20 protein-coding genes, 1 other RNA gene and 1 pseudogene are annotated in these 24,837 nt (G+C 37.3%); 9 read left to right on the forward strand and 13 right to left on the reverse strand.

Translation table 11 applies throughout. The features are described from left to right. Nucleotides 1–62: 62 nt before the first annotated feature. From BN202_RS06955 to gshB, 11 genes are all read right to left on the reverse strand, one after another. Nucleotides 63–686 carry a ribonuclease D gene (locus tag BN202_RS06955; RefSeq protein WP_019219906.1) on the reverse strand — a complete coding sequence of 208 codons (624 nt, stop codon included), beginning with the start codon at nt 684–686 and terminating at the stop codon, nt 63–65. Continuing rightward, nucleotides 687–2,075, reverse strand: a complete 1,389-nt coding sequence (locus BN202_RS06960; RefSeq protein ID WP_019219907.1) for a M20/M25/M40 family metallo-hydrolase — start codon at nt 2,073–2,075, stop codon at nt 687–689. It abuts the gene before it with no gap. A 75-nt stretch (nt 2,076–2,150) separates the two neighbouring features. After that, a complete protein-coding gene (mutM, locus tag BN202_RS06965) occupies nt 2,151–3,026 on the reverse strand; it encodes a bifunctional DNA-formamidopyrimidine glycosylase/DNA-(apurinic or apyrimidinic site) lyase (RefSeq protein WP_019219908.1) in 876 nt (291 codons plus the stop codon). A gap of 53 nt (nt 3,027–3,079) precedes the next feature. Further along, the gene (locus BN202_RS06970) at nt 3,080–4,327 is read right to left on the reverse strand and encodes an aminopeptidase (protein WP_019219909.1); all 1,248 of its coding nucleotides are present in this window, start codon (nt 4,325–4,327) and stop codon (nt 3,080–3,082) included. 30 nt (nt 4,328–4,357) lie between these two features. Beyond that, nucleotides 4,358–5,209 (reverse strand): cell wall hydrolase, encoded by an 852-nt coding sequence (locus tag BN202_RS06975; RefSeq protein WP_019219910.1) that lies wholly within the window; start codon nt 5,207–5,209, stop codon nt 4,358–4,360. Nucleotides 5,210–5,759: 550 nt separating this feature from the next. Continuing rightward, the gene (gene phoU, locus BN202_RS06980; RefSeq protein WP_019219911.1) at nt 5,760–6,482 is read right to left on the reverse strand and encodes a phosphate signaling complex protein PhoU; all 723 of its coding nucleotides are present in this window, start codon (nt 6,480–6,482) and stop codon (nt 5,760–5,762) included. Between the two features lie 21 nt (nt 6,483–6,503). Further along, nucleotides 6,504–7,262 carry a phosphate ABC transporter ATP-binding protein PstB gene (gene pstB, locus BN202_RS06985; protein ID WP_019219912.1) on the reverse strand — a complete coding sequence of 253 codons (759 nt, stop codon included), beginning with the start codon at nt 7,260–7,262 and terminating at the stop codon, nt 6,504–6,506. 77 nt (nt 7,263–7,339) lie between these two features. Continuing rightward, nucleotides 7,340–8,632, reverse strand: a complete 1,293-nt coding sequence (gene pstA / locus BN202_RS06990) for a phosphate ABC transporter permease PstA (RefSeq protein WP_019219913.1) — start codon at nt 8,630–8,632, stop codon at nt 7,340–7,342. Continuing rightward, the gene (gene pstC, locus BN202_RS06995) at nt 8,629–10,089 is read right to left on the reverse strand and encodes a phosphate ABC transporter permease subunit PstC (protein WP_019219914.1); all 1,461 of its coding nucleotides are present in this window, start codon (nt 10,087–10,089) and stop codon (nt 8,629–8,631) included. The genes pstA and pstC overlap by 4 nt, the downstream gene beginning before the upstream one ends. Before the next feature lie 63 nt (nt 10,090–10,152). After that, nucleotides 10,153–11,199 carry a substrate-binding domain-containing protein gene (locus BN202_RS07000; RefSeq protein WP_034987750.1) on the reverse strand — a complete coding sequence of 349 codons (1,047 nt, stop codon included), beginning with the start codon at nt 11,197–11,199 and terminating at the stop codon, nt 10,153–10,155. 147 nt (nt 11,200–11,346) lie between these two features. After that, on the reverse strand, nt 11,347–12,285 hold the full coding sequence (gene gshB, locus BN202_RS07005; protein ID WP_019219916.1) for a glutathione synthase: 939 nt from the start codon (nt 12,283–12,285) through the stop codon (nt 11,347–11,349). 86 nt (nt 12,286–12,371) lie between these two features. Here gshB and BN202_RS07010 point away from each other — a divergent pair, with 86 nt between their 5' ends. After that, the gene (locus BN202_RS07010) at nt 12,372–13,148 is read left to right on the forward strand and encodes a molybdopterin-synthase adenylyltransferase MoeB (protein ID WP_019219917.1); all 777 of its coding nucleotides are present in this window, start codon (nt 12,372–12,374) and stop codon (nt 13,146–13,148) included. An 836-nt stretch (nt 13,149–13,984) separates the two neighbouring features. Here BN202_RS07010 and BN202_RS07015 read toward each other — a convergent pair. Beyond that, nucleotides 13,985–15,132: pseudogene (locus BN202_RS07015) on the reverse strand (MFS transporter). A 1,946-nt stretch (nt 15,133–17,078) separates the two neighbouring features. Continuing rightward, a complete protein-coding gene (locus BN202_RS07025) occupies nt 17,079–17,639 on the reverse strand; it encodes a c-type cytochrome (RefSeq protein WP_019219920.1) in 561 nt (186 codons plus the stop codon). A gap of 107 nt (nt 17,640–17,746) precedes the next feature. Here BN202_RS07025 and BN202_RS07030 point away from each other — a divergent pair, with 107 nt between their 5' ends. From BN202_RS07030 to BN202_RS07065, 8 genes are all read left to right on the forward strand, one after another. After that, nucleotides 17,747–18,478 carry a 3-deoxy-manno-octulosonate cytidylyltransferase gene (locus tag BN202_RS07030; protein WP_019219921.1) on the forward strand — a complete coding sequence of 244 codons (732 nt, stop codon included), beginning with the start codon at nt 17,747–17,749 and terminating at the stop codon, nt 18,476–18,478. Continuing rightward, complete coding sequence (locus tag BN202_RS07035) at nt 18,475–19,335, forward strand: prephenate dehydratase (RefSeq protein ID WP_019219922.1); 861 nt, start codon at nt 18,475–18,477, stop codon at nt 19,333–19,335. Before BN202_RS07030 ends, BN202_RS07035 begins: the two co-directional genes overlap by 4 nt. 388 nt (nt 19,336–19,723) lie before the next feature. Next, nucleotides 19,724–20,101 carry a hypothetical protein gene (locus BN202_RS10360; protein WP_034987754.1) on the forward strand — a complete coding sequence of 126 codons (378 nt, stop codon included), beginning with the start codon at nt 19,724–19,726 and terminating at the stop codon, nt 20,099–20,101. Between the two features lie 287 nt (nt 20,102–20,388). Then, nucleotides 20,389–20,486: signal recognition particle sRNA small type (gene ffs, locus BN202_RS09530), an RNA gene on the forward strand. 239 nt (nt 20,487–20,725) lie between these two features. Continuing rightward, nucleotides 20,726–22,648, forward strand: coding sequence for a DNA polymerase III subunit gamma/tau (locus tag BN202_RS07050; RefSeq protein WP_034987808.1), 1,923 nt, complete (start codon nt 20,726–20,728; stop codon nt 22,646–22,648). A gap of 14 nt (nt 22,649–22,662) precedes the next feature. Next, on the forward strand, nt 22,663–22,986 hold the full coding sequence (locus BN202_RS07055; RefSeq protein ID WP_019219926.1) for a YbaB/EbfC family nucleoid-associated protein: 324 nt from the start codon (nt 22,663–22,665) through the stop codon (nt 22,984–22,986). A 36-nt stretch (nt 22,987–23,022) separates the two neighbouring features. Next, the gene (recR, locus tag BN202_RS07060) at nt 23,023–23,628 is read left to right on the forward strand and encodes a recombination mediator RecR (protein ID WP_019219927.1); all 606 of its coding nucleotides are present in this window, start codon (nt 23,023–23,025) and stop codon (nt 23,626–23,628) included. Nucleotides 23,629–23,666: 38 nt separating this feature from the next. Continuing rightward, on the forward strand, nt 23,667–24,695 hold the full coding sequence (locus tag BN202_RS07065; RefSeq protein ID WP_019219928.1) for a YeiH family protein: 1,029 nt from the start codon (nt 23,667–23,669) through the stop codon (nt 24,693–24,695). Nucleotides 24,696–24,837 lie beyond the last annotated feature (142 nt).

Here is a 24,837-nt window from a genome sequence, read left to right on the forward strand (position 1 = left end):
GTGTTTTTTTCTGTTGCATCAAAGTAATTCTTCTTAATCTGGTTTTTAAAAAGAATTTAAAGTCAGCTATGATGTGCGAAAATATCAACCTCCGCCCATCCCAGAAGATCAAGTTTTGCCCTCATAGGCAAAAATTGAAAACATGCCTTTGCAACATGTTCGCGCTCTTCACGTTTTAAGCGTTCTTCAAATATATCTTTTAAACGATGCAAGTATAAAACATCTGATGCCGCATATTCAATTTGCGCACGTGATAAAGTCTCAGCAGCCCAATCCGAAGATTGCTGCTGTTTAGAAATATTTACATTCAACAATTCACCACAAATTTCCTTTAATCCATGACGATCCGTATAAGTACGCGTCAGTCTTGAAGCGATCTTCGTACAAAAAACCACATCTGGCATAACACCGAATGTATAAGCTAAAATAGCAAGATCAAAACGCCCAAAATGAAATATTTTAGTGATTGCCTTATCTTCAAGTAGCTTAACCAAATTAGGAGCATTCTTTTGTTCTTTAGAAATCTGTATAATATCAGCAGTACCATCTCCAGAAGAAAGCTGAACAACACATAAACGATCACGATATGGTTGCAGACCTAAAGTCTCAGTATCAATCGCAACAGCATCAGTTTTATAATTGTCTAAGTTTGGTAAATCACCTTGATGAACGCGGATTTCTGTCATCTATCCTCCTTTTTTTGCTAAAGCTGCAAGAATACGTGCCCAAGACCGTTGCCCTTTATGAAATGACTTTAGATTATATTTTTCATTAGGCGAATGAATGCAATCATCAGCCAGAGCAAAACCAACCAAAACAGTTTCCATACCAAGAATTGACTGAAAATCTGCAACAATTGGAATCGAGCCTCCCATAGCTGTCAATACAGCAGGGAGTTCCCACTCTTGTGATAAAGCATCCTTCGCCACCTTGATAAAAGATGAATCAGCGGAAAGCTGAAGTGCCGGAGAAGAACCGTGACTCTTAAATTCAACCTTACAGTCAGCAGGAATCGCACTGCATACATAATCACGCAATGCTTGGCGTATTTTTTCTGGATCTTGCTTATGTACTAAACGACACGATACTTTTGCACTCGCTTGAGAAGCAATAACCGTTTTTATCCCCTCCCCTTCATAACCTCCACTAATACCATTAATTTCCATGGTAGGACGTGCCCATGCAAGCTCTAAAATGCTCCGTCCTTTTTCACCAGCTGGAACTGAAAGACCTATAGGACCAAGAAAATTTTCAGAAGTACAATTAAGCGCATTCCATGATTGTAAAATATGTGGAGGTGTTTCTTCTACTCCATCATAAAAACCAGGAAGTGTTACCTTATTATTTTCGTCGTGAAGCCCTGCCAAAACTTTAACTAAAATACGAATGGGATTGGCTGCTACTCCTCCAAAATAACCAGAATGCAAATCACGATTCGCTGCTGTGATAAGAATCTCTTCCGCCATAATTCCCCGAAGAGAAAGAGCAATAGATGGTGTATTAGCATCCCACATAGATGTATCACAAACCAGTGCACAATCTGCTTTAAGCTCCTCCTTATTTGCTTTCAAAAAAGGAATAAGAGAAGGAGAAGCACATTCTTCCTCACCTTCACATAAAATAGTAACTTTAACAGGAAGCTGCCCTGTTTCTTTCTTAAATGCACGGCACGCTTCAATAAAGGTCATAAGCTGACCTTTGTCATCTGAAGAACCGCGAGCACAAATAACTTTCTCTCCATTTCTCTCTTTTAAAGAAGGTGTAAATGGATCATCTTCCCATAAACTCAACGGATCAACAGGTTGAACATCATAATGTCCGTAAAACAATACATGTAAACAATCATCTGAAGGACCTGGATGATGCCCTACAACCATTGGATGACCAGGTGTATCACGCCGTGAAGCCTCAAAGCCTATGGTTTTTAAATCTTCTACTAACCAATCAGCTGCTTGACGACATGCATCTTTATAAACTGAGTCTGTAGAAATCGATTGAAAACGTAAAAGAGAAAAAAGGCGTTCAAGGCTTTTTTCTACATTCTCGTCAAGATGTGTTAATACTTTATTCAGCATAAAAAGCCTCCCAATCTTTATATAATTATAAAACGCGACTTTAAGCTTCTTATAAGATTTTGCAAGAGATCATATTCACTTTTGGCACTGTGAACAGTAAAAACTTGAACGTCCCGACTGTAAAATACGCACTATAGGCGTTCCACATTGCAAACATTCTTTGCCTTCTCGCCCATAAACCGAAAAAGCATGTTGAAAATAACCAAGAGAGCCATCTACATGCATATAATCACGTAAAGAAGACCCACCAGATAAAATCGCTTCAGAAATTACATCGCGTATATTCTGTGCTAAAGAATTTGACAATTTACGCGCATGCATAGTTTTCGATGCCAATGTAAATGCGCTGCGTTGCGGAGACAAACGGCTACGCCAGAGTGCTTCGCAAACATAAATATTTCCAAGACCCGCAATGATAGACTGATCAAGCAAGACACTTTTAAGAGATGTTTTTTTATTAATAAAAGCCTTTTGTAAATAACGACCAGAAAATGTATTACTCATGGGTTCAATCCCTAGCTTTTTTAAAAGCGAATGCTCATAAAGCCTACTTGTATCTACTAAAAGCATAAACCCAAAACGACGCACATCATTGTAAGTAAGATGATAAACTTTGCCATCCTTTGCCAGAATATTCATAACAACATGATCATGTTTCACAAATTTTCCTGTAGCAGAAGATGCTTTTCTTAAAAATGCATCTTCTATACGCCATGACCCAGACATTCCTAAATGGCTCAAAATCGTTTCATTTTGTGAAAGATGAAACAACAAGTATTTCGCGCGCCGACCCAGCTCTACAATTGTGCGCCCGATAAGTCGCTCAGAAAACGCCTCGGAAAAAGAGAAACGCAAATCTCTACGATTAAGCCTGACGGATAGTATCTTTGCATCAGTTACAAAAGGTTCTAGGCCACGACGAACTGTTTCTACTTCAGGAAGTTCAGGCATTTATTTTCTTAAATCACTATGCGTTCCAACACTACCATTGAAAAAATAAAATATTAAGCCCATTCACCCTTACGAAATACAGGAACCTTCATACCATCTTGCGTAATGCCATCTATATCAATTTCACCAGATCCAATCATCCAGTCAATATGAATAACACTTTTATTACCGCCTCGTGCTGCAATCTCCTCTGCTGTCAATGATGCTCCCTCTAAAAAGCATTTGGAATAACACTGCCCTAAAGCAATATGACATGCAGCATTTTCATCAAATAAAGTATTATAAAAAAGTAAGCCGCTTTTAGAAATCGGTGAAGAATGTGGGACAAGAGCAACTTCACCTAATCGACTTGCACCCTCGTCACTTTGCAAAACCTGTTGTAAAACTTCTTGCCCTGTTGAAGCACGCGCATCAACAATACGCCCAGCTTCAAACCGCACCTCAATATTATCAATGAGTGCTCCTTGGTAGGAAAGAGGCTTTGTTGAACGAACAAAACCTTCAACCTTATGAGCATGAGGAGTGGTGAATACTTCTTCCGTTGGAATATTAGGATTGCAGACAACGCCATTGTTTGCAGCGGATGCACCACCATGCCATTCATGATCATCCGCCAAACCAACTGTTAAATCAGTACTTGGCCCTGTAAAGTGTAAAGCAGAAAAACGCTGCTCATTAAGCCAAGATGATCGTTGCTTCAAAGTTGCATTATGAACAGCCCATGCATGTATTGGGTCTTCTTCTGTAACACGGGAAGCAGAAAAAATTGCATCAGCTAATTTTTTAATCGCCTCATGAAGTGGCAAAGAAGGAAACATTGCTTCAGCCCACCCTGTTGTTGGATAAGAAACAATCGACCAATTCATAGCAAAATTTGATATTTTTTTGAGAGCTGGCTGATAAGCCATTGAAGTCGCTTTATTTAAACGTGAAATCTTATCAAAATCTTGATTGGAAAGTAGCAAAGGATTATCACCAACAATCGCTAAACGTGCAGCTCCATTTTCAAAAGCCTTCGCCATTCCTTCATACAACCAAGAAGGTGCACAATCAAAACTAGCAGTATGGGCGTTTTCAAAACGCGTAAGCGATAACATATCATCACTAAAAAGTGGTGTAATCACACCAGCACCAACCTTATAAGCATGATAGGCAATACGCCGAACAAAAGGTAATGCTGAAACTGGAGAAGTTAGAACAAGATCCTGTCCCTCTTGTAAATTCAGCCCGACTTTTACCGTAATTTCTGCAAGACGATTAAGCATTTCAGGCGAAATTGACTCATGAATATCAAAGTACATTACCAATATCCTTTACTTTGGTTGTGAAAATTACCGGCTTCTGTACCGTTTTTCTAACACTGTAACAATTGCACTTAACTGCTCTGATGAGGGCATAGTATAAGCTACAATTGTTTTGTTCTCCCCTTCCTTCTCTATATGATGTGGTGCTGACGTGGGAATGGGAACTTTATCAAGTTGTACTGTAAAAAAAGACTGAGGACCCACCCTATTTGCTTGCGCCACCTCTATCGAAGAAGATGTATTTTGGTTTTTTTCTACCTTTAATCTTTCACTCATTAATTCAAAATCCGTGAAACTTGGCACCTTTCCAGAACGTTCTTGAGCAAAAGCATAAGCAACATCATAGGGACGATCATTCGTGGGAACCTGAAGAAATCCATCACGTGAGCGCTTTTCATAAAACGCATTTCCCCCTGCAATACGAACATAGTACATGTTTTTATAAGGAAAAGATAAACCTGCTGTATGAAAAAACTTAGCGTTTTTAAGTTTCTTATCCCGTTCACCGCGTAAAACAGCATCTGCAGCCTCTTTAACACGATCAACAGATGAGGATTCTGTCATAGGACGCGTTAAAACACCGGGAGCAAACTGTTTGTACTGACCAACGACACCGCAAATCGTTTTTGGGTAAGCACTTGAATTAACACGATTCATAACAACAGTGCCCACAGCAATCATCCCTTCACGGCTCGTACGATTTGATTCAAAATACATTGCACGCATAAGACATTGACGCTCAGTCAGCGGATACATTACTGTCTTTGTCTTCTTATTATCATTCACGTTCCCAACACTAAAATGATCTGACGCACATCCTACAATAACAAACGGTGCCAGAAAACAGCTAACAAAAACAGTCCAGAAATTTTTCTTCATTTTATACAATACATCCCCATATCTTTGAAGTACTCAAAATCCGAGTGCGTTTTAAATGTATCTTCAAAGAAAGTATACGGTTAATCGTCACCACTCAGTAAAATTTTAATACAAGTGGTAATCAAAAACTATCTGTGCGAAATAAATAATAAAAAAATATTAATTTATAGACCAATACTGTCATTCCTAATAGCCAAAAACAACCCATAATACCCCTCGTATTTTCATCGCAATAAAATTCAAAAACTCCCCTCTCATTCTACATACGAAAAAGATTGGGACATTAAAACTCTTGGTATCAATATTGAAAAAAATAATACAGCTATCCCCTTAATATAAACTTTAGAAAATGATCAGAAAAAATCCCCTCTGATCAAAATATAGATGATGGTATCATTCAATATACAAATATGTCAAATCAAGAGTCCACAATCTGCCATACGGCCCCTTTGTGGCTTTTTCATAATATGGTTATTATATTCTTTCTATAGCTCTATTTTACGAAAATGCTCAATCTATCACAAACTTATTTTAGACATCTCAGAAAAATTTAATCTCCTTTCTTTTCACCTACACCAACTTTATACGTAAGGTCATCACGAGGACGATCAGAAGACATATGATAACCCGTTATGATATAATGTAACATTTCAGCAATATTGGTAACATGATCCCCAATTCGTTCAATATTCTTTAAACAAAATAATAAATGCGTACAAACTGTAATATTGCGCATATCTTCCATCATATAGGTCAACAGTTCACGGAAAAGAGAAGTATACAAAGCATCAATCTTCTCATCACGCTCACGCACAGCGTCAACACGCTCTAATAAGTGACTCTCATAAGCATTTAAAACTTCTTTTAACTGACTAAGCGCTAAGGCTGTAATTGCTTCAAGCCCATGATAAAAGGAGGCGGATTGACGTATTTCCGAAAGGGCTACAGTCCTCTTAGCAATGTTTTTAGCCATATCCCCAATCCGCTCAAGATCAGAAGAAATACGAATGGCTCCAATAATTTCACGCAGATCTACAGCCATCGGTTGGCGTTTGCAAATAATAGCAACCGCTTTTTCATCAATGTCACGTTCTGCTTCATCTAAAAATACATCATCAGCAATCACTGCCGTTGCTAGTTGAAGATCACTACAGACAACCGATGCAATAGAACGCTCAATCATTCTTTCTGCATGATTTCCCATTTCTGAAATCCTTACTTTTAGATATTTTAGTTCTGCATCATAAGAACGAACAGTATGGTTCATAGACATATCTTACACTCCTCCATTCACCTATCCAAAACGTCCTGTAATATAATCTTGCGTCCGTTGTTCTTTTGGTGAGGTGAAAATCATTTCCGTTGCACCAACTTCTACTAAATGCCCTAAATGAAACATGGCCGTATATTGAGAAACACGTGCGGCCTGTTGCATAGAATGTGTCACAATAACAATTGTATAATTTTGCCGTAATGCATCGATAAGCTCCTCAATCCGAGCCGTCGCAATGGGATCAAGAGCTGAGCAAGGCTCATCCATCAAAATAACTTCAGGACTAACCGCAATGGCACGTGCAATACACAAACGCTGTTGTTGTCCTCCTGATAAACTTGTGCCCGCCTCATGAAGACGATCTTTTACTTCCTCAAATAAACCCGCCTGTCTCAAACTCTTTTCAACTACATCATGCAATTCAGCACGCGATTTCACTAAACCATGAATACGTGGACCATAGGCAACATTCTCAAATATAGATTTTGGAAAAGGACTGGGTTTTTGAAAAACCATTCCTACGCGGGCGCGCAACTCTACAACATCAATTTTTTGATCATAAATATTTTCCCCATCTAAAGTAATAAGCCCCGTTATTTTAGCACCTTCAATCATATCATTCATACGATTAAAACAACGCAAAAAAGTCGATTTTCCGCAACCTGAAGGACCTATCAAAGCCGTGACATGATGTTCAGGAATATCAAGAGTAATACCATGAAGTGCTTCTTTTTCCCCATAAAAAACCTTCACATCCTGACCACGCATTTTAATTTTCATGACAAAAACTCACCTTACTTTTAAAACACAAATCTTATCACAATGAATATTTTATCGAAGTTACTGCTTCATTCAAATTATTGGCGTCGTTCAAATCGTCGACGTAAAAAAAACGCAGAAATATTCATGATAGCAAGAAAAGTCATCAATACAATAATAGCACCGGATGTCTTTTCAACAAAGGCACGCTCTGCTTCTCCCGCCCACATGAAAATTTGGACAGGCAAAGCTGTTGCTGGATCCATGGGAGTAGCAGGAATATTGACAACAAAAGCAACCATTCCAATTAAAAGTAAAGGTGCCGTTTCACCTAAAGCCTGCGCCACTCCAATAATCGTACCAGTCAAAATACCAGGAGCCGCTAAAGGAACAACATGATGAAAAACCATTTGTGTTTTTGATGCCCCTAAACCTAAAGCAGCCGAGCGAATAGAGAGAGGAACAGCCCGCAAAGCAGAACGGGTAGCAATAATAATTGTAGGGAGCGTCATAAGGGCTAAAACAAGCCCACCAACAAAAGAGGCTGAACGTGGTAACCCCCAAAAATTAACAAAAACAGAAAGCCCCAATAGACCAAAAACAATCGAGGGAACCGCTGCAAGGTTATTGATATTCACTTCAATAAAATCTGTAAATTTATTTTTGCGCGCGTATTCTTCTAAATAAACCGCAGTAGCTATCCCCATGGGAAGTGAAAGCAGTAAAACTATAGCTATCATGTAAAAAGAGCCAATAATTGCAACACCTAATCCCGCAGTCTCAGGACGACTTGAGGCACCAAAGGTAAAAAAACCAAAATTAAATGTTTTATAAAGCGTACCATCATCGGCTAAGCGTTTCATCCATTCTATTTGGCGATTAGAAACTTTGCGATTTTTTTCTGCTACACGCAAATCAATCTGTCCCTTATAAGCAGAATCAATATCCGCTGCCACTAAGACTTTGATTTTTTGCATTGTACCAATTAATTGTAGATCTTTTGTCACCATTTCACGTAGTTGAACACGTACACTACTTGAAAACATACGGCGAATATCCCGTAATGATGCCCGATCATTTTGATCTATACCAAGCTTCTTCACTAAAGCATTGCGTACAAGAAGAGGATAATTGGCCGTTATGAGTATCTGTGGATTTACCAAACGCTGACCACTTGGATCAATAATCTTCTCATCCAAATAAATCGATAGGGTCATTTCACTTTGAAAAAACGCTGTATAACCTTGACTAATAATAGACCATAAAAGTGCAAATAAAAAAAACAAACCAATAAAAATAGCAATCAGACCATACGCACGGAAACGACGTTCTGCCCAATATCGACGTTTGAGACTAATATTGCGACGAGGGAAAAGAAAAACTTCATTCATTCATATTGTTCCCGATATTTACGCACGATATAAAGAGCAAGAATATTCATCAAAAGAGTCATAATAAAGAGTGTCATCCCTAAAGCAAAAGCAACAAGAGTTTGGGGAGAATTAAATTCAAGATCACCGGTTAATTGGTTAACAATCTTAACCGTCATCGTGGTCATCGCTTCAAATGGATTAAGTGTTAAGTTTGCTGCAACACCTGCCGCCAAAACCACAATCATCGTCTCTCCAATTGCACGTGATGCTGTCAATAAAATTGCTCCCATAATCCCTGGAAGCGCTGCCGGTATAACCACTTTTTTAATTGTTTCCGATTGCGTTGCTCCTAAACCATACGAACCTTCGCGTAAAATACGTGGAACAGCTGTAATAACATCATCCGATAAAGAGGAAACAAAAGGTATCAACATAATGCCCATCACAACTCCAGCAGTTAAAACACTCTGCGCCATAATAAAACCAACACCACCCGAGAGAGAAATAGAGAGATCACGTAAAAATGGCCCAACAACCTTTAAAGCAAAAAAACCATAAACAATGGTTGGAATACCAGCAAGAACTTCCAATAATGGCTTTACAATTGAGCGTAATCGAGACGAAGCATATTCAGCCATATAAAGAGCAGAAAATAATCCTATTGGCACAGCAAAAAGCATTGCAACAAATGCAATATAAAGTGTGCCAGCAAGCAATGGGATTAAACCAAATTGCCCCACGCCATCCCCCGAACTTCCCGCTGAAAAACGCGGGTCCCAAACTGTTCCAAAAAAGAAATTTGAAAAGGATACAGACTGAAAAAAATTCACCGTTTGAAAGAACATGGAAAGTGCAATGGCTATGGTTGTCAAAACTGCAACAATAGACGCACAAACTAACCCAATAACAATCAAACTCTCAACCTTATTGCGCGCGCGATGATGTGGAGCAATTTGCATCATTCCACCAATAAAGCCAAAGGACGCAATAATAAAAAGAAAAACGTGACCAATAAATTGAAGCTTTTTAGAAGAAGATACCCACGACTGTGCTATCTTTAACACATCATCTGATACTTCATGAGGTGAAATTAATCCTTTCGCGAATAATTGCGCCCGTACTTCTTCATACGAAGCGCTCATAAGATCCCCATCAAACTGATGAAGCATTTTAACCAGACTTCGAAGTGTTCCCCAAAATAGGTCATGATTCACAAGCCCTGTTATCTGTGCACTATATGCCTCAACCTCTCGAGAAGCGTTATACTCTAAATAAATTGCACTCCCACCATTCCAAAAAATCAAAAAAATAAGAGGTGGAATAACCGTCATTAAAAATGTCCACCACCCATAATAACACGCACGAGAATGCATCTTGCATTGTTTGTATTCAAGAGTACGGGCCCGCATATAAGAAAGACAAAAGCCCAAAAATCCAAGAATTAATAACAGAAAAATAATGAAGGAAATGCGCATATTGTCTTTCAATTTTTATAAAAAAGCAGCACAGAAAATGTCTACACTTGCAAATCTAGAAAATTATTTCAACGTCATCACACGGCCAGCAGAAAAAGCAGAACGCTGCGCTTGACGCTCCTCTTCAGAAGCAGCAATCAAACCATATTCAGCTAAAGGACTATCTGGACCAATCATTTGATCAGAAAGGAAAAAATCAACATATTCCCGCAACCCCAGAGTAATACCTAAATGCGCCTTCTTAATATAGAAAAAAAGTGGACGAGAAACTGGATATTGACCACTAGAGATTGTTTCAACAGTTGGCGCAACACCATTAATATCTGCAACTTTTAGCTTATCGGCATTATTTTGATAAAAAGATAAACCAAAAAAACCCACTCCTGTTTTATTAGAAGTGAGACGTGCAAAGGTTTCAGAATAATCGCCATCAATATCAATGGCTTTACCATCCTTACGTACAGCAACACAAGCAGCGTGTATTGCCTTATCATCCATCCCCAAAGATTTCATCGTATCCACTGCTCCACTCTCCTTACAGCCTACAATGAGCAATTGTTCTTCAAAAACTTCACGCGTTCCATGTTTTTCTCCAGGGATATAAGCTGCTATCGTCGAATTAGGAAAATCACTATTGACTTCGTTCCATTTCGAAACGTTATTGGTCTGCAATTTTCCGTCTCTCACAATCCGAGCAGCAAGAGCCTTATAAACATCTACTGGTTGCAATTTCCAATCAGGACCATCTATATCTGTTGCAAAAACAATGCCATCATATCCAATGCGTATCTCTTCAACATCTTTTACACCAGCATCAAAACAAGATTGTAATTCACTAGGCTTCATTGCTCGCGAAGCATTAACAATATCAACGGTGTTCTCTCCAATGCCACGGCAAAATTCTTTAATACCAGCTCCTGTTCCACCTGATTCAATAACAGGAACCTTAAAATGAGGATACATTTCCCCAAACGTTTCAGCAACAATCTTTTGGTAAGGTAAAACTGTAGATGAACCAGTCATCTGAATTTGACCGCGTGCGTTGCCAATATTAGCAGACAACAGTACCGCAAAAAACAGCCCTACTCCAACTGATAACATCCTGTTCATCTATAAACTCCCTAAAACCTAAACCAAGAACTATTATTCGTATAGCACAATAATTCTAGTTCACATTTGCAGCATAACAAATATAAAAAAGCAACATTGTTCATTTTTTCTAACAAAATCATTTTTGGATTCTTTGTTCAAATAAATTTAATTTGAACGTTTAAACTCAACAACATCCCAAAAAAGATGAGCAATATCTGTACCGCAGAAGCGTTTAATTTCACGAATTCCAGTAGGGGATGTTACATTAATTTCTGTTATATAATCTCCAATCACATCAATTCCCACGAAAAGAAGTCCGCGTTCTTTTAAAGTCGAACTAATACGTTCGCAAATTTCATAATCACGTTTTGTTAATTCAACATTTTCTGCGCGACCTCCAGCATGCATGTTAGAACGAACATCCGTTTCTGCAGCAATCCGATTAATCGCTCCCACAGGCGTACCATCAAGCAAAATAATTCGTTTATCCCCTTTTCGCACTGCTTCTAAATAGCGCTGGACGATAAAAGGTTCGCGATAAGTTTGTCCAAACATTTCTAAGAGTGATGCTAAATTACGATCATTCTGTTTCAAATAGAAAACACCAGCACCTCCATTGCCATAAAGTGGTTTCACAATAATATCACCAAATGTGTCTCTAAAAGCCTTGATTTCTTCAATGTCTTTGGTCACTAAAGTCTCTGGCATCAAATCAGGAAATTCTGTTACAAAAATTTTTTCTGGACTATTGCGCACCCATGCTGGATCATTCACAACAAGAGTCTGAGGATGAATACGTTCTAACAAGTGTGTTGTGGTAATATAATTGAGATCAAAGGGAGGATCTTGGCGTAAAAGAATCACATCCATATCTATCAATTGCGTACGGAAAGGCGTGCCTAATTGATAATGGTTTTCTTCTTTATCATATACCGTTAATGATTCTAGCCATGCAACCACACAACCATCACGCATAGATAAACGATCCGGTGTATAATGAAAAAGAGAGTGTCCACGTTCTTGCGCTGCTAAAGCAAGTGCAAATGTCGTATCCCCTTGAATCTGAATGGTTGAAATATGATCCATCTGAATGGCAATTTTCATGAATAAAACCTCCCTATAGTAAAAGCGGACTGGCCTATGCGCCATAAACTCAGTAAATAATAAAAAACTATGACAAGAGAAAACCTATGAGACAAGATGCTGATACAAAATTAAGCAGTGAAGAAATTGAACGCTATGCACGTCACATCATTTTGCCTGAGATTGGTGGAGCGGGACAACAAAAGCTTAAAGCTGCCCGTGTTCTTGTTGTTGGCGCTGGTGGACTTGGTGCTCCTATCTTAACTTATTTAGCTGCCGCAGGTGTTGGTACCCTTGGAATTGTTGATGATGATATCGTTTCGCTTTCCAATTTACAACGCCAAGTTATTCACAAAACCAGCACAATTCATCACTGCAAAACAGATAGCGCTACAGCTTTTATAAAAGGCATAAACCCCCATGTTATAGTTGAAAAACATAACATACGTTTGGATAAAAGTAATGCGGATAGACTCCTCAACGCCTACCACATCATTGTTGATGGATGCGATAATTTTACCACACGTTATTTGCTTGCCGATCATGCCGCTCAGTGCAAAAAACCTTTAATAAGTGGCGCTGTAGAACGTTTTAGTGGTTCATTAACAGTGCTTATGCCTTATAAAGACAATAATCCTCACTATCGCGACCTCTTTCCTAATCCGCCAGCTCCTAGCACGCTCCCAACATGTGCTGAAACTGGAATCATTGGTGTTTTACCTGGCGTTATTGGAACACTTCAAGCCATGGAAGCCATTAAACTGATTACAAATATTGGTGAACCGTTAGTGGGGAAAATCCTTCTCTATAACGGATTATCTGCACAGTTTAATATTATTACTTATAAACGTTCAGTTTCCAGTGTAAATATAGAAGCTACTTAAGAGTTTTGGAAAAAGATGATGATGCTCATCTCTGCAAACCTACAGCATTCTCTCGAGATACACTGAAATCAGAAAAAACTGTTAGCAGAGAAAACTCTTCTTTTATAAGAAATTGTCAATATAATTTAAGATCATGGCCTATAAGTGTTTAGATTCTCATGCAAAGGCTGCAGACATCAAGCTTTACATGTAGGAATTTAGCGGAGAAGAAAAAATACGACAGCAGCACCATATTCAAATATTTCTTCCTTGCACATAATAATCACTTCATGTGAAATTGCTTTAACAACTTTCAAATCATGACTAATAAACAAATAACACGAATGATATTTTTTTTGTAAACGACACAAAAAATTAATAATTTATGCCTGTACACTTACATCAAAAGAAGAGGTTGGTTCATCAAACACCATAAAGCGCGGCTTAAAAATGATTGCACCTGCCCCAAGAGCAATTCGTTGTCTCTGTACACCAGAAAACTCATGGGGATAAAATGATGGAGAAAAAAGAGCTATCAGCCCATGTAAAGCTTTAATATATCAATGATTTTATCTTTTTCATAATCCTCATGACTTCTGATAAAATTCTTTCTTCTCCACGCCCGAATAAAAACAAAGTTGCAGTTTTTCAAAGAAATCTTAAAAACTGTGTTTGATGCAATAAACCAGATTTAGCAGTAAAAAATTCTGTATGATTTCAATGCACTTAATTCAGTAATTTATAAGATAGAAAAGTTTTCTGGACGCAGATTGTCTTAACTTTATTAGTAAAACAAATCCTGCTCATTTTCCTGCTCTATAAAACTTCAAAAACAATCACTTTATCAAATATATTTGTTATATAGTTTTTTTCAAAATAGCTTTACTAGAAAGTGATATCCATCTGATGGTGACCAAGCCACACATGAAAAAAGTTAAATTTGGTAGTACAAGGTAGTATGACGGTGAAACTTTTGCAGGCAAAAAAGAAATAATGCTTAACACCGAAATCGAAAATATTCTTCCACTGAAAGATACAGCACCAATAATACCAGAAATATGCCCAGTTTGTTTTTGGGTAAGCTTTGAAAAAAAAGAGGCTTTGCTCCTATCGGTACAGTGCAAATAAATCCATGAATTAAAGAAAATGCGATAACTGAAGCTGCAATTTGATTGCTATGGATAAAAAATAAAAGCCAATATACATCAAGGTAGAAAATAATGAAAAACACTTTATAGATTTCTTATATTGTTTATCAAATGCGTGATATTTAGACATAAGTGAATTGGAAAAATATTGAACAGAGAAGGCTCCTAATATGACAGAACATGAGTACCAGCACCTGCGGAACTGTTGGGGTGGCTAATCTTCCACCAGAGAGTATTATTGGCTGCCAGAAGTGATAAATAACTTGAATGCCAGCGCTGAAAAGGCACATCAGCAAAATAAACCATGCTCCACCCACCGTGTTTTTAAATACCCAAAGCGTTTTCTTAGCATTTTGCAGAATATTTTTTGTTTTTGGTCCTTCCCTCACAGATGTTTTTTCTTCAGGAACAATAAGAAATATAAAGAAAATTACTCCCATCATGATGCCTGAGATAATATATCGTTCCAATCTCTACGATACCACTGATCATGCTAACGATAATGTGAAACGCGATCTTGTTTATTACATAGAGAACGATAAAGTCATTCGCCAATAGCGCTGGCAATGAAGCAAGTTCCTGCTCCATAGAGAATTTGTGCAATGATAAGTGCTTTCATATTGAGAGCTTACAGACATAGAAAATAAAATGATCCTGTCATAAAAACTCCGACCGTGACTGAATATTTGCACCGATATATATCAGCTAAAACAGTACAGAGAAAATCAAAGAGCAAAACAGTTACCTAAAAAGCAACTTGAGGCATAGCGCATTGAGATAAGGTAAGCCGCATAGACATTAGAAAAACCCGCGTGATAAAACCCGTAGATTACAGCAAGTATTTTGGATCTGTTTATGATTTTGTTCCGCAAACTTTGCAATGAGCTTTTTTTAAGAACGTTCTTCTGTGAGAAGTTTTCTGCTCCATATTCTCACACGATGATCAGTGAAAAGTAAAGTGCCATAACCACCCCAAAATTTAAGGACATCATTAGCACAAACAGAAGCTGAAAGAGCATTCACAGGAAGAAATTCGCAACTTTGAAGTTATTATGAATAGCAGTGTAAGCCTTATATATTAAAGGGTCGCGTTTTGGGGGAGGAAGATTTTCTATCGATGAACGGTATATATAGCAACTAGTTTTTTCTAGTGTGTAAAAAGATCCAAACGCAGATATATCATTAATATATCCAGAATTTATATAAGCTTGTTGATTTTTTACATACTATTCGTTTATCCATGGCACCAGCTAACCAAATGTATCAGCAGAAATAATCCACAAATCAGCTCTGGGCAATTTGTTGATATCCGTTTTGGTCATGATTGACATCTTGAGCTCAGTAACTTCACTCTCACTGTTTCTCCCTAATCATTCACGCCGAAGAACGATCGTCTTAGAAAGTCTAACATCTTGTTCAGTAAAAAAATTTGTCTGGTAAGATTAGTTATTTCAATCACATCATTGTCGACAAGAATAATTTCTCCATACCAGAAGTAACAAGTGTTGCTGATACATGATTACCAATCCCACCACACCCTAAAATGACCACTACTTTTCGTGAAAGAGTATGTTGAAAAGACTCTAGATTCTTACAGTAACTTTGATAATGGAAATGATTTCTGGAATACCGATTATTAAAAATTTTATTCGATATCTCAGCAAAAACAAAAAAGTAAAATGCACGGTTAAAGTCTTCTCTTAACATGAGTAACGAGAGCAAACTGTAAACTTCTTCCACCGTCTTTTTCTCGATCCACTACGCTGTGATAAGTATCAAATTTTCCCAGTTTTTTTTCTCATTGATAACAAACTGCTTTGATTCTACACCCCAAATTGTATCCTTTTTCACGAACAACAACAGGTGTGTATTTTCCTAAAATGTATTGTTTTTCCATAGCCTCTCCCCCACAAACATTCACTTATAAAAACCCTTTTTCCTAAAAAGTAGTTTCAGGGAAAAGAGCTCTTCTTATTTATTAATTACAAAAAATATGATCTATGATACCTTCCCTTAATTTCTATGCTTTTATTATCCGCTACTAATGCGATGGAGGAGAAAGATAAATCAGAACTTCATTTCAGAACATCATTATTATCAATACACGTTAATATGAATATCCTTATCAAAATACTCATAGAGCTCCTTAGAAAACAGAAAACACCCCATACATATTAGAACTCTCTTTTGCATTCCAAAGATAGGTGAATCTTTTTCTTATTACTTTTTTTATTTTCTATGACACTTAGTGGGTTCGCTTCAAAAAAAAATCACATCATGTACACCAAAACATTCACTCACTATCTTTCTCTTTGATATGGAGATGATATCAATTTTATTTTTTAAGCGTAGCTCTAAATAGAGCTTTGCCTGATACTTGTATTTTCCAACTTGAATCAGATTATTTTGATTTAACCCACTCTAAGCATGTTTTGTCTCATTAAAAACAATAGATAAAAGAAATGCTGACGGAAGCTTTATCATGCACATTTTTTAAGTGGCTATCGAATTCAACACATCCGCCCCCTACCTTTTTACTGAATAAATTTTTACTGTTGAGAATGAAAAACTGCCAATTAAACAAAGCTTTAAAATGCTCTTTGTAATAAAAGAATTACGGTATTCTCATGATAAACCGACCAGTTAAGGATAAGTACCTACACACTTTTGTATTATTTAGTGAATTGAATTATGCAATAAGGTAGATTGATGAGTAGATTAGAAACAGATTGAAACCCAAATTACAAATAAAAATCTCAAAACCAATCACATCTCTTTCTCAAGAAAACATCTATGGTATAATTTAGTTTGGTTCGCCTTCTTTATTATCTATTAGCAAAGGAACAGGATGATCAGACAAACTGCGTAAATAAAGCAAAAGATCGGCACGATCTTGATCATTTTTTATCCCACGAAAAGACATAATAGTCCCAGGAAATGTTTTCTGCGGTGATTGTAAATAACGATCTAACGTTATAAAATCCCATTTTTGATCAGAATTTGCACGCAAAACCCGTGAATAAGCAAAGTCTGGCGCCGATGCTAAAGAACGGTTCACTATATCCCAAAGTACTGGACCAACACGGCTAGATTCATTGCGTCCAGAGGTATGGCATATGGCACATTGGCGGAAGATTTTACGCCCATTTTCAAGATTGCCTTGTTGAAGACGATCGTTTAAGGACAAAGAATTATTAAATACCTTCTGTTTTTCCTTGAACGCATCATTTCTTGTAACTGTATAAGGCTTTTGAACCGATGGAGAATGATCATAGACTATATCGCTGAGTGTAGAAATTCCCACCACAATCACCAACACACATACACAAGAAAAAGCAAAATAGACAACTGTCGAGCGTTTCATAAAAATTTAAACGTTTATTATCTTTTCATTACTACTTTTAGTTTAAGCTTTTTCTTTATGACATACAACATGATAAATGCTTTACAGACGGCATTTGGAATTTTGCCATGACACTTGAACCGATTATTCTGATTCCCGCTCGTATGAATTCAACGCGTCTGCCTCAAAAAGCTCTTGCTGAAATTGCTGGAAAGCCGATGATTGTTCATGTTGCTGAACAAGCAAAAAAAACTGCAATAGGACGTATTCTTGTGGCAACAGATCATCATGAAATTGCCAAAGCTGTTACAACTTATGGGCATGAGTGTATCATAACATATGGTGACCATAAATCTGGCTCTGATCGCATTTATGAAGCTTTAACGCGTATTGATCCTGAACAACGCTACAATGCCATTTTGAATGTACAAGGTGATCTGCCAACAATAACACCTCATGAAATTATTAGTGCTTTACGCCCTTTGGAAAATAGCTTGACTGATATTGCAACTTTGGGTGCAAAAATTAGTGACAAAAACGAAAAGAGAAATCCCAATGTCGTCAAAATTATCGGTACACCACTTTCTCAAAATCGCCTTCGTGCTCTTTATTTTACCCGCACAACAGCGCCCTATGGAGATGGCCCCCTTTATCATCATATTGGGATATATGCCTATCGACGCAAAGCCTTAGAGCAATTTGTAGCGCTTAAACCTTCTCCCCTCGAACAACGTGAAAAACTTGAACAATTACGTGCATTAGAACATAATATGCGTATCGATGTAGAGATAATCAATACAATTCCCTTAGGAGTGGATACACAACGTGACCTTGAGAGAGTACGCAAGATTTTAGCATGAAAACACTTAAAAAAACCAATAAAATCTCTTTTCAAGGAGAATATGGCGCTAATTCCCATATTGCTTGTACTCATATGTTTCCCAATATGGAAGCTGTTCCTTCTGTAACTTTTGAAGAGGCGCTGAATTTAGTGGAAAGTGGGCAAGCTGATCTTGCTATGATTCCTATTGAAAATACTCTTGCTGGCCGCGTTGCGGATATTCATCATCTTTTACCGCAATCATCCCTTTACATTATTGATGAATATTTTTTACCTATTCATTTTCAACTCATGGTTTTACCCGGCGTTAGGCATGAGGAAATTAAAACCGTTCACAGCCATACGCATGCCCTCGCACAATGCCGGAAAATTATTCGGAAAAATGGTTGGATTCCTGTTATTTCACCTGATACTGCTGGAGCTGCAAAATTTATTAAAGAAAATGCTAAACGTTCACAAGCAGCCTTAGCTCCTCTGATTGCAGCAGAGCTCTATAGACTTGATATTCTTGAAAAAAATGTTGAAGATAATCCTCATAACATTACGCGTTTTGTCATACTTTCACGTTTTCAAAGGCACGTACCACAACCCCAAAATGGCGAAAAAATCATCACAAGTCTTCTTTTTCGCGTACGTAATGTGCCTGCTGCTCTTTATAAAGCCATGGGAGGATTTGCCACGAATGGTATTAATATGACAAAATTAGAAAGCTACCAAATTGGTGGAAATTTTAATGCAACACAGTTTTTCGTTGATATCGAAGGGCACCCTGAAGACCCCATGATGAAACTTGCCCTCGAAGAGCTGTCTTTTTTTTCTGCTGAACTTCGCATTATTGGCATTTATCCAGCTCAAAATGATCGAACACCTGTATGAAGAACAATTAAATTGCGTCATTTTGCATAAATATTCTATAGTGCAATTTGCTTTGAAAAGCTTATCCTCTTTTGCCAACGAACTTCATAATAAACACTGAAAAGGAAAATGAGCGATGTCACCTGTAAATGAAATACTTAAATTATCCAAATAATATTTTTCCATGAATTACATAATCAAAAAACATATATTGAGAAAAAATTTAAAACAACACAAATGCCAAAACACAATTTTTGGGATTTAAAGCAATGCTCAAAATAATTTTTATAAAACTGAAAATCGTAGTTATCCCTTCTGCTTTTTGCAATAAAGTTTCATCTTTTATATCGATGAATACCGATTTATGATTAACTGTATTTTTAATATATAAGAGAACGATAATGAAAAAATCTGCACTCAAGGATTATTTGTTGCCAATATTCTCGTTTGTTCAAGTGTTGCATTTGCTGGATTTGGTGAGAAAAAATGGAATTTTGCGCCAAATGAAACTGCTACAATTGGTATGTTCGATACAATACATCAAGGTGTTGAATATGCTTGCAAAGCATTTAAACCTAAAAAAGCTTCCTTTGCTTTATCGTACTCATCCCCTTCTGACTTAGACAGACTACAAATTGTTGCAGATGATAAAAAAATAATACATGATAGAGAACATAAGGTTTTTACGCTCAAAAGTGTAAAATCCCTCCATATAAGTTTTCCTTCATCAGGACATTATACTTTTAAAAAAATTACTGGAATAGACTGTGATACAGGGGGTTATTAATAATATTCCCAAAAATATTTTGGTTTTGCATAGATGTATAAAAAGACTCAAGTAAGCTTTTTTCGAAATCGGATATCGTAAATTATCAAAACTCGATTTCTGAGAAATAAAAAACTTTGTTTATGGCAAATCAAGAGAAGACGTTGTGCCAATGAAAAGCACTAAATTTCCATTTTTTTATTGTCTTATTACAAAAATTAAGCTCAAAGAAAAAAATCTTCGTTGTTCGTGTCATATTTTTTGTTTCTTAGCTTGATTTTTTATTTTAAATCGACAATATGAATTTGGGAGGTTGGTGGTGGACGAACTGCTCGCCAACTGGGTCAGGTCTGGAAAGAAGCAGCCCCAACGGGTTTTTGTACGGGTCATTGTACCAGCCTCCTCTGTTATTGTATAAGTTATATTTTTATTGTTTTTCTGTGAAGTGTGTGCAATTTTCACAGCGGTATTGTGTATAAAGAAGTAAGAGATTTTTTGCTGTTTTTAAGAAAATTGCTCTCTTCTTTAAAAAAATAATTTGATTGAGAAAAAATCCTTTTATATTAGATTAGGGTGTTAATTTATTCCTTCGTGTCACCTAACTGTACGCATAAGAGCTCCAAAGTGGAATCATTGGTAGAAAATATGCCGGTAGAAACAACCTATCGTGTTCTTGCTCGCAAATATCGACCTCAAAATTTCTCTGACCTCATTGGTCAGGGGGCTATGGTGCGTACCCTCACAAATGCTTTTGAAACAGGGCGTATTGCACAAGCTTGGATGCTAACAGGAATTCGTGGAGTAGGTAAAACCACAACAGCACGTATTTTAGCACGTGCGCTCAATTATAAAACAAAAGATATTGACCAACCAACAACTGTATTGGACTCTCTTGGTGAGCATTGCACACAAATTATCGAAGGACGCCATATTGATGTTATAGAAATGGATGCCGCTTCTCATACGGGCATTGACGATATTCGTGAAATTATTGAACAAATACGTTACCGTCCTGTTTCTGCTCGCTATAAAGTTTATATTATTGATGAAGTGCATATGCTCTCAACGCAAGCATTTAATGGTCTCTTGAAAACACTTGAAGAACCACCAGCGCATGTAAAATTTATTTTTGCAACGACAGAAATTCGCAAAGTTCCTATTACAATTCTTTCACGTTGTCAGCGTTTTGATTTGCGACGTATTGAATCAAAAGTTTTAAGCACACATCTGCGCCAAATTGGGAAATGTGAAAAAGTGGAAGTGGAAGATCAAGCACTCTCCATGATTGCCCGCGCTGCAGAAGGCTCTGTACGTGATGCTTTGTCTATTTTTGATCAAGCAATTGCTCATAGCAATGGAAATGTCAGTGCCATTACAGTACGCGACATGCTAGGATTGGCTGATCAAGCACGTACCATTGATCTCTTTGAATTCATCATGAAGGGCAAAGTTGTGGATGCCTTACGTGAATTGCGTAGCCAATATGATGCTGGGGCTGATCCTCTCACTATATTGACAGAATTGGCTGATTTCAATCATCTGGTAACACGTTTACGTTTTACTCCAGAGATAGCCGAAGACCTTTCACTTACTGAAGATGAACGTTTAAGAAGCTTAGATTTTTCACAAAAACTTTCCATCCCTGTTTTATCCCGAAGTTGGCAAATGTTACTCAAAGGCTTACAGGAAGTAAGTCAGACAGCACATCCACTACAAGCTGCAGAAATGTTACTCATTCGTCTTGCACACACTGCTGAGCTCCCCACTCTCGATGAAGCTTTGAAAAAGCTTACCCAAGAAAAAACACCTCTCACAATTGTTCCAAATTCTTCTCATCAAGAATCCACAAACGCAAATAATACAACAACAGCTGTATATGCTCATAGTTCCTCAAGCACTCCAAACACACCAGCCAACCAATCAGATTTAAAAACATTTGGAAAACAATTTAATCACTCCTTGCAAGAAAAAGATCTAGCTAATATTCAAACCTTTGAAAGCACTCATTCCTTGCAAGTAAAAGAAGTTCTTGAAAATTCTCAGCCCGTTGAAATTTCTGAAAAACTTGCAATTTCACCACATCCCTCTACAAAAAGTGCAACAGAAATTACTGAACCGCAAACCACCGTTATCAATTCCTTACACGATATTGTTAAATTAGCTGAACAGCATAATAATATCCATTTTAAGATACTTGTTAGAGAATTTGTTCATCCTGTTTCTTTTAAAGCTGGGCATATTACCTTAAGACTTTCTGAAAATGCTCCACATTCTCTTGCTCGTGATATAGAAAAAATGCTCCTTCAATGGACTAAAAAACGCTGGGCTATCACCTTTGTTAATGAAGGTGGAGGGCCAACCCTACAGGAAGAAAGTATAGCTATCCAAAAAACACTTTTTTCCAATGCAGAAACAGATCCCGATATCGCGAAAATACTCAATCATTTCCCAGAAGCAAAAATTGTCGACATTCGCTTGAATAAACAAGAAAACGACCTTGATTTGCTACCCAATAGTTTTGAAAGTACTGAGACTTTTAAAAATGAAAGTGAAACCCATAATGAATAAGGATATCTATTTCTATGCGTGATATGATGAATATGATGAAAAAAGCCAAAGAAATGCAAGAAAAAATCCAGAAAGTTCAAGAAGAAATAGCAAAGCTTCAAGTGATTGGCACGGCAGGTGCCGGTCTTGTCAATGTTACCTTAAACGGCAAAAATATTATAACAAAGCTTCACATTGATCCTTCATTACTTATACCTAAGGAAGTTGAAATCCTTGAAGATCTTATTGTGGCAGCTTATAATGACGCTAGAGCAAAAATTGAAATAGCCATAGAAGAAAAAACAAAAAATATAACAGCAGGATTGCCACTTCCATCAGGTTTAAAATTGCCATTCTAATAAAGCAGGTTTTCTTTAATCTCATGAGACAAGAATATGTCTAAATACATTGCTGGACCTGAAATTGAGCGTCTCATTCAGCTTTTGGCACGGTTGCCGGGTCTTGGGCCACGTTCTGCTCGTCGTGTTGCACTTCACCTTATTAAAAAAAAGGAAACATTGCTGGAACCTTTAGGAGTGGCAATACAAGTGGCTGTAGATAAAGTTTGCATTTGTTCTGTTTGTGGAAATGTCGATACTGTTGATCCTTGTTCGATTTGTACTGATCCACGCCGCGATGATACAACAATTATTGTTGTCGAGGATATTGCTGATCTGTGGGCGCTTGAGCGTGCAAAAACTTTGGCCGCACGTTATCATGTATTGGGTGGACGACTCTCTCCCTTAGATGGAATAGGTCCTGACGAACTCAATATTGCCTCCTTAATACAGCGCATTGCACAAAACCAAATCACAGAAATTATTCTCGCTGTCAATGCTACTGTTGAGGGACAAACAACAGCACACTACATCACCGACCAACTTTCTAATTTTTCCGTTAAAATTACTCGGCTTGCTCATGGAGTTCCCGTAGGTGGTGAACTTGATTATCTTGATGATGGAACTTTAGCAGCGGCCTTACAAGCAAGAACAAATCTTTAAGACTTTCTTTTAACTCTTTCTTATGGGGAAATACTAAAATGATCAAAAAAAATCTGTCACTTTTAAACGACTTTTGTCCTGGTATTTTAGTATGTTTACTCATATCAGCCTTAGCTTACGGTTTAGAAGTCGTAGAGAAACAGCTCTTCTCAGAAGCATGGCTCGAAAGTCTTGTTTTAGCAATTCTCTTAGGATCAATCACCCGTAGTTGTTTTCCTTTACCAACATATTTTCAAAAAGGGATAACTTTTTGTGCAAAAACACTTCTTGAAATTGCTATTGTTCTTCTAGGAGCAAGCATTAGTATTCACGCTGTTCTTGCAACCGGCTGGAGTTTGCTTGCTAGCGTCATATTCGTTATATTCATAACTATTCTTATGAGTTTTTTTATCGGTAGACTTTTTGGGCTTTCTTCTCATTTAGCAATGTTGGTGGCTTGTGGAAATGCTATTTGTGGCAATTCAGCTATCGTTGCCGTTGCACCTGTCATTAAAGCAAAACATGATGAAGTAGCTGCATCAATTGCTTTTACTGCTCTTTTGGGTATTCTTATTATTTTATTTCTTCCCTTTTTACATCCACTTCTCGGTTTGTCATTTAGTCAATATGGGATACTTGCTGGTATGGTTGTCTATGCTGTACCACAAGTTTTAGCTGCAACAGCATCCATATCCTTCGTAAGTGTCCAAATTGCAACAGTTGTTAAATTGGTGCGGGTTTTGTTGTTAGGTCCTCTTATTTTTGCTCTTTCAATCATCTACCATCGCTCATCGCAAACACGCTTGCGTTGGCACACTCTTGTACCATGGTTTATCATTGGTTTTGTTATGATGATGCTTGTTCGCTCAAGTGGACTTATTTCTGAAGCAGCTATTAACCCCATTAAATTAACTGCTCAAGTATTAACGATCATTTCAATGGCAGCATTAGGATTAGGCGTTGATATCCGTTCATTAAAAAAAGCGGGATGGCGTGTTATTTTGGCTTCAACTTGTTCCATCATTATTCTCGGTATTTGTAGCCTTATTATGATACAATTAATTAATTTAAACCAAATAACATTTTAAAAGAATCGCTAAAGTTATTTTTTCCCTTTTCAGTGAAATTTACCGAATAACTCCAAAGGGGTTTGTGAATATTGCAATATTTTTCTGCTCAATAATGACAAAATTTTAAGAAGTTTCTTGAAATTTTGTCAAAAGATCGTAT

The sequence above is a fragment of the Bartonella florencae genome, assembly GCF_000312525.1.
GTDB classification, from domain to species: domain Bacteria; phylum Pseudomonadota; class Alphaproteobacteria; order Rhizobiales; family Rhizobiaceae; genus Bartonella; species Bartonella florencae.

Coding starts and splice junctions, on each gene's coding strand:
- BN202_RS06955 (WP_019219906.1), bottom strand. CDS start 686: ATGACAGAAATCCGCGTTCATCAAGGTGATTTACCAAACTTAGACAAT.
- BN202_RS06960 (WP_019219907.1), bottom strand. CDS start 2,075: ATGCTGAATAAAGTATTAACACATCTTGACGAGAATGTAGAAAAAAGC.
- mutM (WP_019219908.1), bottom strand. CDS start 3,026: ATGCCTGAACTTCCTGAAGTAGAAACAGTTCGTCGTGGCCTAGAACCT.
- BN202_RS06970 (WP_019219909.1), bottom strand. CDS start 4,327: ATGTACTTTGATATTCATGAGTCAATTTCGCCTGAAATGCTTAATCGT.
- BN202_RS06975 (WP_019219910.1), bottom strand. CDS start 5,209: ATGAAGAAAAATTTCTGGACTGTTTTTGTTAGCTGTTTTCTGGCACCG.
- phoU (WP_019219911.1), bottom strand. CDS start 6,482: ATGTCTATGAACCATACTGTTCGTTCTTATGATGCAGAACTAAAATAT.
- pstB (WP_019219912.1), bottom strand. CDS start 7,262: ATGAAAATTAAAATGCGTGGTCAGGATGTGAAGGTTTTTTATGGGGAA.
- pstA (WP_019219913.1), bottom strand. CDS start 8,632: ATGAATGAAGTTTTTCTTTTCCCTCGTCGCAATATTAGTCTCAAACGT.
- pstC (WP_019219914.1), bottom strand. CDS start 10,089: ATGCGCATTTCCTTCATTATTTTTCTGTTATTAATTCTTGGATTTTTG.
- BN202_RS07000 (WP_034987750.1), bottom strand. CDS start 11,199: ATGAACAGGATGTTATCAGTTGGAGTAGGGCTGTTTTTTGCGGTACTG.
- gshB (WP_019219916.1), bottom strand. CDS start 12,285: ATGAAAATTGCCATTCAGATGGATCATATTTCAACCATTCAGATTCAA.
- BN202_RS07010 (WP_019219917.1), top strand. CDS start 12,372: ATGAGACAAGATGCTGATACAAAATTAAGCAGTGAAGAAATTGAACGC.
- BN202_RS07025 (WP_019219920.1), bottom strand. CDS start 17,639: ATGAAACGCTCGACAGTTGTCTATTTTGCTTTTTCTTGTGTATGTGTG.
- BN202_RS07030 (WP_019219921.1), top strand. CDS start 17,747: ATGACACTTGAACCGATTATTCTGATTCCCGCTCGTATGAATTCAACG.
- BN202_RS07035 (WP_019219922.1), top strand. CDS start 18,475: ATGAAAACACTTAAAAAAACCAATAAAATCTCTTTTCAAGGAGAATAT.
- BN202_RS07050 (WP_034987808.1), top strand. CDS start 20,726: ATGCCGGTAGAAACAACCTATCGTGTTCTTGCTCGCAAATATCGACCT.
- BN202_RS07055 (WP_019219926.1), top strand. CDS start 22,663: ATGCGTGATATGATGAATATGATGAAAAAAGCCAAAGAAATGCAAGAA.
- recR (WP_019219927.1), top strand. CDS start 23,023: ATGTCTAAATACATTGCTGGACCTGAAATTGAGCGTCTCATTCAGCTT.
- BN202_RS07065 (WP_019219928.1), top strand. CDS start 23,667: ATGATCAAAAAAAATCTGTCACTTTTAAACGACTTTTGTCCTGGTATT.